This window comes from Aeromonas sp. ZOR0001 (genome assembly GCF_000801015.1).
GTDB classification, from domain to species: domain Bacteria; phylum Pseudomonadota; class Gammaproteobacteria; order Enterobacterales; family Aeromonadaceae; genus Aeromonas; species Aeromonas veronii.
Genome location: NZ_JRJY01000048.1, coordinates 12561 through 24896, shown reverse-complemented (window position 1 = coordinate 24896; position 12336 = coordinate 12561). Strand labels below are relative to the sequence as shown.

Below are 12336 nucleotides of genomic sequence, written 5' to 3'. Positions count from 1 at the left end.
TGGCACCCGCAACAACGGGGGCACCAGTCACAACAGAAGATGCATTATTCACGGCATTACTCATAACGCAGCGCCTCGGCCGGTTTCACCCGCGCAGCGCGGGCCGCCGGGTAGAGGGTGGCACTGAAGCTCAGCAGCACGGCGCCCAGCAAAATGGTAATGACCTGAGCCGGCTCGACGATGACCGGCAGGCCACTCGCGCCAGCCGCCATATAGAGGTTCAGCCCCACCGCATTGAGCAGAGGGTTGAGGCCCAGGGAGAGCGCCAGGCCCGCCAGTCCGCCAAACAGAGCGCCAATCACCCCGCTGGAGGCGCCAAGTACCATGAAGATTTTGACGATCCCTGATTCACTCATCCCCATGGTGCGCAGGATGGCCACTTCGCCCTCCTTGTCCGTCACCACCATCACCAGCGCGGAGAGGATGTTGAAGGTAGCGACGGCGATGATCAGCACCAGCATCAGCCCCATCATCCGTTTTTCCATGGCGACCGCCTGGAACAGCTCGCCCCGCTCGCGGCGCCAATCCTGCCACAGCAGCCCATCCGGCAACGGTGTCTTGATCACCTCGTCAGCGGCAAAGGGATCATCGAGCCAGAGGCGAATGCCACCGACGGTTTCTGGCGGCAGGCGCAGCAGCCGCTGGGCATCCCCCAGGGCGATCAGCGCAATCTGGTTATCCACATCGGCGCCGACCCCGAAGATACCGGAGACGGTAAAGAGGCGCTGGGCCGGTACCCGGCCAAACGGAGTGAAGCGGGTCCCCTCGGTCAGGAGCAGGCGAACCTGATCGCCGATGGATACATTGAGGCGACGTGCCACCCCCTGCCCCAGCACGATGCGGTAGTGGCCGGCCTGCAGGGTATCGAGGCGCCCCCCCAGCATCTGGGAGTGCAGGATGTCATCCTTGGGCCACTTTGCAGGGTCAATCCCCTGCACACTCACCCCGGTCAGCTGGCCGGGACTTTGCAGCATCCCTTCGCTGTCGAGCATGGGGGCCGAGGCGACCACATGGGGTAATTTGGCCAGATCCGGCAAGCCTTGCGGGTCGGCATCAATGCGGCCAGCCTGATTGGTCACCACCACATGGGGGATCACCCCGAGGATGCGCCCTTTGAGCTGCCCTTCGAAACCGTTCATCACCGAAATGACCACCATCAGGGCGGCGACCCCGATGGCGATGCCAAAGGTAGAGAACAGGGAGATAAATGAGACGAAGCGATTGCTGCGCTTCGAGCCTGCATAACGCAGGCCGATGGCCAGCGAAAGGGGCTGAAAAAGTCCGGTCTTCAAGGATATGTACGTTGCCAACAAAATAAGATACCGGATAATAAAGGGAAACCGTCCATGACAACAAGGGATAGCCTCCATGCAGGAACAGTTCTTCAGCGTCACTCATGCCACGCCGGTCAATGTGATCCCCATGCCGGCCGACTTCCACCTCCCCTCGCTGGCGGAGCTGGACGCTGAGCTGCCGGAGCCCTTTCGGATCTCTTCGGCCATTACCTCCATCGATCTGGTGACCACCCGCCTGCTGCGCAACCAGAACGAGTCGATGCACGATCTGATCGAGATCGTCAATCAGCAGTCCCGCAAGATCGACATGATCATGGGCTATGTGCTCTCCCTGCAGGACCATCCGGAGCAGCGCTTCCACACTCTGCGCTTCGGGGCTGGCCAGCTCACCTACCTTCACCCCTATCATGATCACGGGGATGCACCGCACCTGCACCAGATCGTCCGCCTCAAGATCTTCCTGCGGGAAGAGGCGGCAGCGATCTACTGCTATGGCCAGGTCAAACAGCTCGACGGCGGTGAACATGGCACCCATGTGCAGCTCGACTATGTGCGGATCCGCGAAGATGACCGCGAACTGCTGGTTCGTGCCAGCCTCCACGTGCAATCGAAGCAGCTCAAGCTGCGCGCCCAAGAACGTCAGCGCTAACCAAAGCGAACGTCAGCGATAGATAACGTCAACGTTAAAAGAATCGAACCATGCCAATGACACTCCCCGCCTTGCCCGCCAAAGCGGGCCAAAAGATCACGCTCGGCCAGCTGGTCGGCAGCAGCCTCTCGCTGATTGCAGCCCGTCTCACCAATGAAGCCAAGGGGCCGGTACTGCTTATCACCGCCGATACCCCGAGCGCCCTGCGCCTGGAGCAGGAGCTGCACTATTTGCTGACAGACAAGCAGCTAGCCGATCAGTCCGCGCCGGTATTGCTGTTCCCCGATTGGGAGACCCTGCCCTACGACACCTTCTCCCCCCATCAGGACATCATCTCCCAGCGGCTCGAGACTCTCTACAAGCTGCCGCAGATGAGCAAGGGGGTGCTGATTGTCCCCATCTCCACCCTGATGTTGCGCTGCGCCCCCCGGGTCTATCTCGACAAATACAGCCTGATGGTGAAGGCCGGTCAGCGCCTCAACCTGCAACAGCTGCGCGGGCGGCTGGCCGAGGCGGGTTACGTGGCGGTGGATCAGGTGTTGGAACATGGCGAATTTGCCGCTCGCGGCTCCCTGCTCGATCTCTTCCCCATGGGCAGTAGCAGCCCCTATCGCATCGACTTCTTCGACGATGAAGTGGACTCCATCCGCCCATTCGATCCCGAAACCCAGCGTTCCAGTGAACCGGTCAAGACGGTCAGCCTGCTGCCCGCCCGGGAATACCCTACCGACGAGGCGGCCATCGAGCTGTTTCGCGGCCAGTTCCGCGAGCAGTTCGAGCTGTCGAGGGCCGAGGGTTCCGTCTATCAGGAGGTGAGCAAGGGGCGCTGGCCCGCCGGCATCGAGTACTATCTGCCGCTCTTCTTCAACCAGACCGCCAGCCTGTTTGACTACCTGCCGGAAGAGACCCTGCTGCTCACCGTGGGGGACATCTACCCCGCCGCCCAGCGTTTCTGGAACGACATCGGCCAGCGTTATGAAGACAGACGCTGGGACAACACTCGCCCCCTGCTACCCCCGGCCCAGCTCTATCTGCCGGTGGAGCAGCTCTTTGCCGCCCTCGGCCAATATGGCGCGGTGCGGCTGCAAGAGGCCGCTACCGCAGGTGATGCCGGTCAGCACGATCTGCCCATCTCGGCCCTGCCCGATCTGCAACTCGATCACAGCAAGGAGCAACCCCTGCTGGCGCTCGACCAGTTCCTGCAAGGCTTTGCCGGGCGCACCCTGTTTGCGGTGGAGTCCGAAGGACGGCGGGAGGTGCTCGGCGATCTGCTGGCGCGTATCTCGCTGCAACCCAAGGAATTCCCCTCTCTCGACGCCTTTATGGCGAGCCCGGATCGACACGGCCTGCTGGTTGCACCCCTTGAGCATGGCTTCCTGTGGCAGGAGGTCGGTCAGGATCCACTGGCGCTGATCACCGAGACCGAGCTACTGGGCGGCAAAGTGCGCAGCAAGCGGGCGCGGGAGAAGAGCAAAAACTTAAGCTCCGATGCGGTGATCAGAAACCTGGGCGAGCTGACCCAGGGTCAGCCAGTGGTTCATCTGGATCACGGGGTCGGCCGCTATCTGGGGCTCGAAACCATCGACGCCGGTGGTCTGCCCACCGAGTTTTTGACCCTCGAATATGCCGGCGGCGACAAGCTGTTCGTGCCGGTCACCAGTTTGCACCTTATCAGCCGCTACACCGGCTCTGATAACCCGCCCAGCCACAAGCTCGGCGGCGAGGCCTGGAGCAAGGCGCGACGCAAGGCGGCGGAGAAGGTGCGCGACGTGGCAGCCGAGTTGCTGGATGTCTACGCTCATCGCGCCGCTCGCGCCGGTTTTGCATTCAAGCACGACAAAGAGGCCTATCGCCAGTTTGCCGCCAGCTTTCCGTTCGAGGAGACCGACGATCAGCTCAACGCCATCAATGCGGTGCTGGGGGACATGTGTCAGGCCAAGAGCATGGACCGACTGGTGTGCGGCGACGTGGGTTTCGGCAAGACCGAAGTGGCGATGCGGGCGGCATTTGTGGCGGTACACGGCGGCAAGCAGGTTGCCGTGCTGGTGCCAACCACTCTGCTCGCCCAGCAGCACTACGATAACTTCCGCGACCGCTTCGCCAACTGGCCGGTGCGGGTCGAGGTACTGAGCCGCTTCCGCTCCGCCAAGGAGCAGAGCGCTGTGATGAAGGAATTGGCTGAAGGCAAGGTGGACATCATCATCGGCACCCACAAGCTGCTCGGCTCCGAACTCACTTTCAAGGATCTGGGACTGCTCATCGTCGATGAGGAGCACAGATTCGGCGTGCGCCAGAAGGAGAAGATCAAGGCACTGAGAGCCGATGTGGATATCCTCACCCTCACCGCCACCCCCATTCCACGCACCCTCAACATGGCGATGTCCGGCATGCGGGATCTCTCCATCATCGCGACTCCGCCCGCCAAGCGACTCGCCATCAAGACCTTCGTGCGCCAGCACGAACCGGCGGTGGTGCGCGAGGCTGTGCTGCGGGAATTGAAGCGTGGTGGTCAGGTTTACTACCTGCACAACGATGTCGAGAGCATCGAGAAGTGCGCCGCCGATCTTGCCGAACTGGTGCCTGAGGCCCGCATCGGCATCGCCCACGGCCAGATGCGCGAACGTGACCTTGAGCGGATCATGTCCGACTTCTACCACCAGCGCTTCAACCTGCTGGTCTGCACTACCATCATCGAGACCGGCATCGACGTGCCAAGCGCCAACACCATCATCATGGATCGGGCGGATCACCTGGGTCTGGCCCAGCTGCACCAGCTGCGGGGTCGGGTTGGCCGCTCTCACCATCAGGCCTATGCCTACCTGCTCACTCCCCATCCCAAGCTGATGACCAAGGATGCGGCGAAGCGGCTGGAGGCGATCGCCTCGCTCGAAGATCTCGGCGCCGGATTTGCGCTGGCGACCCACGATCTGGAGATCCGTGGCGCAGGCGAACTGCTCGGCGACGATCAGAGCGGCCAGATCGAATCGGTCGGCTTCACCCTCTATATGGAGATGCTGGAGCAGGCGGTCGAGGCGCTGAAAAATGGCAAGGAGCCGTCGCTGGAGCAGCTGATGAGCCAGCACACCGAGGTGGAACTGCGCCTGCCTGCACTGCTGCCGGATGACTACATCCCGGACGTCAACATGCGCCTCTCCATGTACAAGCGGATCGCCAGTGCGGCGGACGAGCAGGAACTGCGCGAGCTGAAAGTGGAGCTGATCGACCGCTTCGGCCTCTTGCCGGAGGCAACCAAAACCCTGCTGGAGCTGGCCGCCTTCCGCCAGCGTGCCACCGCCCTTGGCATTCGCCGGGTGGAGATGAGCGAGCGTGGCGGCTATCTCGACTTCACCCAGGAGACCAAGGTCAATCCGGCCTATCTGGTCAAACTGCTCTCCAGCCAGCCAAGGGTCTACAAGATGGACGGGCCGACCCGGTTGCGTTTCCAGGTACCGACCCAGGATCGCGCCATGCGCCTGAAACTGGTGGATGGCTTGCTGGCAGATCTTGCCAACAACAGACTATAAGCATTTGCAGCGCTGGCGGCGAGCCAGAGAGATAATGCCAACTAAAACGGGAGCCAAATCGGCTCCCGTTTTTTATTCGCTATCAGTCAGCTGCGTACTATCAGCCCTGGTTAGCTGGATCCTCATGGGCGGAGAACTCGCGCATAAAGGCCTCGGCCCGCTCCACCATCTTGGTCGAGCCAACAAAGTAAGGGGTACGCTGGTGCAGCGCAGTGGGCTGGATATCCATGATCCGGCCAAAACCGTCGGAGGCCTTGCCACCAGCCTGCTCCACCAGAAACGCCATCGGGTTGCACTCATAGAGCAGGCGCAGCTTGCCGTTCGGCGAGTTGGTACCGGACGGATAGATGTAGATGCCGCCCTTGAGCAGGTTGCGATGGAAATCAGAGACCAGGGAGCCGATATAGCGGGAGGTGTAGGGTCTGTGGGTCGCTTCGTCGCGCTCCTGACAATATTTCAGGTACTTCTTCACCCCGTCCGGGAACTTGATGTAGTTGCCCTCGTTGATGGAGTAGATCTTGCCCTCTTCCGGAATGCGGATGTTCTCGTGGGAGAGGCAGAAGCAGCCGATGGAGGGGTCGTAGGTAAAGCCGTTGACGCCAAACCCTGTGGTGTAGACCAGCATGGTGGAGGAGCCGTAGACCACATAACCGGCGGCGACCTGACGGTTGCCCGGTTGCAGGAAGTCCTCCAGGGTCACCGGCGAACCCTGCGGGCTCAAACGGCGGTAGATGGAGAAGATGGTCCCGACCGAGACGTTGACGTCGATATTGGAAGAGCCATCGAGCGGGTCGATCAACACCACATACTTGGAGTTTTTGGAGAGCGGCGAGTCAAAGGCGACGAAGTCCTCTTCCTCTTCCGAAGCCATGCCGCACACCTCGCCGCGCGCTTCGAGCGCCGCCTTGAAGCGTTCGTTGGCGTAAACATCCAGCTTCTGCTGCACCTCGCCCTGTACGTTTTCAGCGCCCATGGAACCGATGATATCCGCCAGTCCCGCCTTGTTGATCTCCCGGTTCACCACCTTGGCAGCAAGGCGGATCGAGCTGAGCAACGAGGTCAGCTCGCCGGTCGCAGTAGGATAATCCGCCTGCTTTTTGACGATGAACTCACCCATGGTGATCATGTTTCGCATTTTTGTTCCTTTAAGATCGCATCGGTTGGCATTGAAAACGTTTGCAGGCGTCGACAAAAAAAATGCCGATCACCGGCGGCCTTGATTTGTAACCTAATGTAACGTCTGTTTTTTGTTTTTGCAGCGAATTAAGCGGCCTATTAAATAGACTATTTCGCCTCACGTTATGGTAAAAGACGCGTTTTATTCGGTTTCATTCGATAACTTTCGGCCTCTTAATTCGTGGCAATAACCTGCTGCAAGCCATGATCCGACTGGCCTTGGACCATTAAAAATGGAGTCTGATGGGCCTGCCGTTCCCTCAGCCATTGCCTCTTGAGATCCGATCGCCAATCCAGCACACTGATTTCGCTTTGGAAGCAAATAAAACTCAAGGATTATCAATGAACAAGACTCTCATTGCCGGCATGGTAGCCGGACTGTTTGCCCTTCCCGCCTGGGCTGCCCAGGTGCCTGCCGGTACCAAGCTGCTGCCGGATGCCCAACAAATCTACGTGACCAATATTGGCACCGAGCCCACCACCATCGACCCCCAGCTGGTGGAAGAGAGTGCCGGTAGCGAGATCGTCAACGATCTGTTTGAAGGGCTCTACGTACTGGATAGCAAAGGCAAGACCCAGCCCGCTGGCGCTGTCAGCTACGAGGTCGACAAAACCGGGACCGTCTACACCTTCAAGCTGAGGCCCGAGGCCAAATGGTCTAACGGTGAACCGGTCACCGCCGCCGATTATGTCTACGGCTGGCAACGGGCCGCCGATCCCAAGACCGCCTCCAACTACGCCTGGTTTATCGAGTTGACCGGTGTGGTCAATGCTGGCGAGGTGATCCAGGGCAAGAAGAGCCCGTCAGAGCTCGGGATTAAGGCGCTCGATGACCACACCCTGCAGGTAACCCTGAAAAATCCGGTCCCCTTCTTCCTGAAGATGCTGGCCCACTACACCACGTTCCCGGCCCCCAAGGCCACCATTGAAAAATTTGGTAAGGATTGGGTCAAACCGGGCAATATCGTCTCCAACGGTGCCTTTGTACTCAAGGAGTGGACCCCCAACGAGCGGCTGAGCGCCGAGCGCAATACCCACTACTGGGACAATCAGCACACCGTCCTGAACAAGGTGGTCTATCTGGAGATCGTCTCCGAAACCGCCGCTTACAACCGCTACCGCACCGGCGAGCTGCACTACACCACCTACCCGCTGGAGCAGTACAAACACATCAAGAGCCAGAGCCCGCAAGATCTGGTCAGCGCCCCCATGCTCGCCACCTATTACTATGTGTTCAACGTGAACCGCAAACCGTTCGATGATCCGAAAGTGCGCAAGGCGCTCTCGCTGGCCCTCGACCGGGAGACCATCACCGACAAGATCCTGGGACAAGGGCAACTGCCCGCCTTCAGCCTGACCCCACCGAGTGTCGATGGTTTTGACCTGAAAAAACCGGCCAGTCAGCAGCAAAGCAAAGAGGAGCGGATCAAGCAGGCCAAAGCGCTGTTGGCCGAAGCGGGTTATGGCCCGGACAAACCGCTCAGCGTGGATATCCTCTACAACACCAACGAGAGCCATAAAAAGATCGCGCTGGCTGTCTCCTCCATGTGGAAACACAACCTGGGGGTCACCGCCACCCTCAACAACATGGAGTGGAAAACCATGGTCTCGGCACTGAACGAGGGGGATTTCGGGGTGAGTCGCTACTCCTGGAACGGGGACTATAACGATGCCTCCACCTTCCTCGATATCCTGACCTCCAGCAGCAGCGCCAACAGCGGCAAGTGGTTCAACAAGGAGTACGATGCCCTGCTGGCCAAGGCCCACGACTCGCAGGATGCAGCCGAGCGCAATCAGCTCTACCAGCAGGCAGAAGCACTGATCGAGGCTGACGCTCCTATCGCGCCGCTCTACTTCTACGTCAAATCGCGACTGCTCAAGCCATTCGTCAAGGGTTATCCCTATGAGAGCCCGCAAGACATCGTCTATAGCCGGGACCTCTATCTGGTCGCCCAGTAACCTGTCTGGCACTGCTTGATCATATAAAAAGCGCCTGCATTGCTGCAGGCGCTTTTCATTGGCAGCCAAGCGGGCCATTGGGCCTACTTACACCTTCACGCAAGATTACTCTTCGGGACAGGGTGCCAACACCACCCGATGGCGTCCATATATGGTCTAATCATCCCAGACACTATTTTATGTGGTTCAGACGTCAAGGGGACTTGGTGGGATCCCATTGATGGGGACATGAACCTACGGGAGGAGAAGCGGGAAATCAGTTATTACCTGATGGATTACAACAACTGGCCGCATCCACATCAACACAATGGCGGGATGCCACCAGCAAAATCCGAGGTTCAACCGAACCAAGTATCCAGATTGAGTTGACCACTAAAAATCTTTAGTAACTGTCTTCCTGCTCCGCCTTCATCCGGGCCTGACGGGCATAGGCCTCCTCCTCGGCGCTCTCAATCTCCTGCAGCACCGAATCGAGATCGATGGCGGCGCGGCTCTCTTCAAAGTGGCCGGTCAGCTCGCTATCGGGGGTGAGTTTGCCATCTTCAAACAGCGCCCACATCTCCTGGGCATAACGGGTCTTGAGCAGCTCGGGGGCATACATACCGTAGTAGTTGCGCATGTTGTTGACGTCCCGCTCCAGCATCGCCTTGGCCTGGTTGTTGGCTGCGGCATCCACCACCTGGGGCAGGTCGATGATGACGGGGCCCTGTTCATCCACCAGCACATTGAACTCGGATAGATCGCCGTGGATAAGACCGGCACAGAGCATCCGCACCACGTAACGGATCACCTTGGCATGGTCGATGACCGCCTGCTCGGGGGTAAGCGCCACATCGTTGAGGCGCGGCGCGACATTGCCATCCTCATCGGTGATAAGTTCCATCAAGAGGACGCCATCGAGGCAGACATAGGGCTGCGGCACCCGCACACCGGCCGCCGCCAGCTTGAACAGGGCGTCGACCTCGGTGTTCTGCCACACCTCTTCATGCTGCTTGCGGCCGTACTTGGAGCCCTTCTCCATGGCGCGAGCGCTGCGGCTGTTACGCACCTTGCGCCCCTCCTGATAGACCACGGCCTGCTTGAAGCTGCGCTTGGACGCCTCTTTATAGACTTTGGCGCAGCGGATCTCGTCGCCGCAGCGCACCACATAGACGTCGGCCTCTTTGCCGCTCATCAACCGGCTGACGACCTCATCGACCAGGCCGTCATCAACCAGAGGTTGGATTCGATTTGGAATTTTCATGGCCGCCCTTTTACCCTATTTCCGCTCTCGAAGATAGCTCCGCGCACGCTCACCTGCCTCTCCCTTTCATAAGACACCCTGTTATCCCCTGTTTGCGCTGTATTTGTCCACCCGTTCGCCTTAAAAACCACCAGCAGCAGACCAAACACGAAAGGCGCCTGTGCCAACAAAAATGGCCCGCAAGCGGGCCAATTTTCAAGGTTCGGGCGGCAAGCCCTGACGAATGCGCTGGATCCCCGCTTCATAGAGGCCGTCATCCCCCTCCTGATGCTCCAGGGTTTCGAAGATCTTGAGAAACCACATGTACTGCTCGGGATGGCGCGCCACCTGCATCTCTACCACCCGGTTCATGGCATTGACGTCTGCCAGCAGATCGGCGGTGGGATAAGGATCAAACGGCGGCTCGATCTCCAGCAGATAGCGCCCCTCATCCTCGTCATAGCTGGCGAAGATGGGCACCGCTCTGGCACCGGTCAGCTTCACCAGCTTGGGCAAGGCTGGCAGGGTTGCCTTGGGGCGGCCAAAGAAGGGAACAAACACACTCGCCTCGCGGCCGTGGTCCTGATCTGGCAGGTAAAAAAAACTGGCACCGGCGCGGATCGACTTGATCGCCGGTTTGATCCCGGCGCTGCGCTCGTACACTTTGCCCCCTTTGGCCCGCTCGCGGTTGATGTACCAGTCGAACACCTGATCTTTCGGGCTCTTCATCATGGTGCACATCTCGATGCCCATCATGGAGAAGTAGCGGCCAATCATGTCGACCGCCCAGGTGTGAGGCACCACCAAAATCACCGGGCGGCCCGCAGCCTGCTCCGCTTGCACATGCTCCCAGCCGGTAACCTTGATGCGACGGGTCAGCCGCGCCTTGCTGCGCCAGCTGAGCTCGCCAAAGCCCATAAAGGTCTTGAGCCCGACCCGGATCGATTTGAGCAGCAGCGCCTGCCGTGCTGCGACATCCAGCTCGGGAAAGCAGATCTTGAGGTTGGTATCGGCGATATAGGCCTGCTTTTTCGAAAAACGCAGCAGGGTCGGCGAAACCAGATCGGCAAAGCGATCCCTCAGTCTCGCGGGGGTAAATGCCAGCAGGGAAAGCAGGCCCAGCGCACACCAGCTGCCCCACCATTTGGGATGCAGCAGGCGGCTATGAAATGAGGTATCAAATACCGGATCTAACGCAGACATGGCGGCCATCAAGTCATCAAAAACAAACGGTTATTGTAGTTATCCTGACATTTTTTTCTACCCTGGGGAGGCTGGTCATCAGCCTGCAAGGCACTGATCAGACTAGTTATCATAAAAAATGGCCCACCTGGGGCCATTTCAATCAATCCAAATTCTGGGTCAGCCGTGGGGAGACAATCCCTTGCGGATCCGGCGTATCCCCTCTTCGTAGAGGCCATCCAGCCCCTCCTGATCTTCACGGGTATCGAAGATCTTGAGGAACCACATGTACTGGCCCGGATGGCGCATCAGCTGCTGTTGCACCATGTCGTTCATCCGACAGGTATCGGCCATCACATCCTCGGTGGGATAGTTGTCGAACGGTGCCTCAATCTCCAGCCGGTAGCAGTGGTTCGCTTCGTCATAGCAGGCGAGCAGCGGCACCGCCTTGGCGCCACTGACCTGCACCAGACGGGGCAAGGCAGGCAGGGTCGCTTTGGGATAGCCAAAGAAGGGGGCGAAGATGCTCTTCTCGCGGCCATGATCCTGATCCGGCAGATAGAAGAAGCTGCGACCGCTCTTGATGGTCCTGATCACCGCCTTGATGCCGGCGCTGCGCTCATAGACGCGGCAACCGTTCTTGGCTCGTGCACGGTTGAGGTGCCAGTCAAACACCGGATTGCGCGCCCGTTTCATCATGGTGCACATCGGCACCCCGCGCTGGGTGAAGCAGTAACCGGCGGCATCCACCGGCCAGGTATGGGGCACCACCAGGATCACCGGACGGCCGGCCGCCCGCTCCGCCTCGATATGCTCCCAACCGATCACCTGCATCCGGCTCATCAGATAACGTTGACTGCGCATGGTGAACTCGCCAAATCCCAACAGACTCTTGAGGCCGACCCGGATCGAGGTCAGTGCAATGGCATCCCGCTCTTCCGGGTTCTTATCCGGGAAGCAGATCTCCAGATTGGTTCTGGCGATATAAATCTGTTTTTTCGAGATACGAAACACCAGCGGAGCCAAGGCTTCGGCCAAACGGTCGCGCAATCGCACCGGCACAAAGGCGAGCAGCATCAGCACGCCGAGCGCCAGCCAGCTGAACCAGTAGCGGGGATGCAGAAAACGGGCTTCAAAAGAGGAGTCAAATACGGGATCTTGGGACGACATGTATTGGGGTCGAGCGAAAAAGTGGTGCTGCATTGTAGTCGTCCTGACAGGTAATACCAGTTAAATCCATGGCAAATAGCCCGCCACGGGCGCCACATCAAAAAACCATAAAAAAATGCCCCGCACTGCGGGGCATTTTGCTCGTTACACAACCAGGGT

The 12336-nt window shown here is 59.3% G+C and carries 8 protein-coding genes and 1 pseudogene; 4 read left to right on the top strand and 5 right to left on the bottom strand.

Going from position 1 to position 12336, the window contains the following annotated elements; translation table 11 throughout:
• Window positions 1-56: 56 nt before the first annotated feature.
• Window positions 57-1292 (bottom strand): lipoprotein-releasing ABC transporter permease subunit, encoded by a 1236-nt coding sequence (locus L972_RS06490; RefSeq protein WP_047436784.1) that lies wholly within the window; start codon window positions 1290-1292, stop codon window positions 57-59.
• A gap of 76 nt (window positions 1293-1368) precedes the next feature.
• On the opposite strand from L972_RS06490, the gene L972_RS06485 reads away from it, so the two are divergent.
• Together L972_RS06485 and mfd are read left to right on the top strand one after the other, a co-directional pair.
• Complete coding sequence (locus L972_RS06485) at window positions 1369-1944, top strand: hypothetical protein (RefSeq protein ID WP_047436781.1); 576 nt, start codon at window positions 1369-1371, stop codon at window positions 1942-1944.
• A 56-nt stretch (window positions 1945-2000) separates the two neighbouring features.
• Window positions 2001-5468 (top strand): transcription-repair coupling factor, encoded by a 3468-nt coding sequence (gene mfd / locus L972_RS06480; RefSeq protein WP_047436821.1) that lies wholly within the window; start codon window positions 2001-2003, stop codon window positions 5466-5468.
• Window positions 5469-5568: 100 nt separating this feature from the next.
• On the opposite strand, the gene fbp is transcribed toward mfd, so the two are convergent.
• Window positions 5569-6603: a class 1 fructose-bisphosphatase gene (gene fbp, locus L972_RS06475; RefSeq protein ID WP_005336993.1), complete on the bottom strand. Its 1035-nt coding sequence runs from the start codon at window positions 6601-6603 to the stop codon at window positions 5569-5571.
• A 383-nt stretch (window positions 6604-6986) separates the two neighbouring features.
• Here fbp and L972_RS06470 point away from each other — a divergent pair, with 383 nt between their 5' ends.
• Both L972_RS06470 and L972_RS21325 read left to right on the top strand, forming a co-directional pair.
• On the top strand, window positions 6987-8603 hold the full coding sequence (locus L972_RS06470; protein WP_042081163.1) for a peptide ABC transporter substrate-binding protein: 1617 nt from the start codon (window positions 6987-6989) through the stop codon (window positions 8601-8603).
• A gap of 207 nt (window positions 8604-8810) precedes the next feature.
• Window positions 8811-8972: pseudogene (locus tag L972_RS21325) on the top strand (IS3 family transposase); the annotation flags it as partial.
• Window positions 8973-8985: 13 nt separating this feature from the next.
• Here L972_RS21325 and L972_RS06465 read toward each other — a convergent pair.
• From L972_RS06465 to lpxM, 3 genes are all read right to left on the bottom strand, one after another.
• A complete protein-coding gene (locus tag L972_RS06465) occupies window positions 8986-9846 on the bottom strand; it encodes a PA4780 family RIO1-like protein kinase (protein ID WP_021231339.1) in 861 nt (286 codons plus the stop codon).
• A gap of 195 nt (window positions 9847-10041) precedes the next feature.
• Complete coding sequence (locus L972_RS06460) at window positions 10042-11037, bottom strand: LpxL/LpxP family acyltransferase (RefSeq protein WP_047436778.1); 996 nt, start codon at window positions 11035-11037, stop codon at window positions 10042-10044.
• Between the two features lie 150 nt (window positions 11038-11187).
• On the bottom strand, window positions 11188-12177 hold the full coding sequence (gene lpxM / locus L972_RS06455) for a lauroyl-Kdo(2)-lipid IV(A) myristoyltransferase (RefSeq protein WP_047436818.1): 990 nt from the start codon (window positions 12175-12177) through the stop codon (window positions 11188-11190).
• Window positions 12178-12336 lie beyond the last annotated feature (159 nt).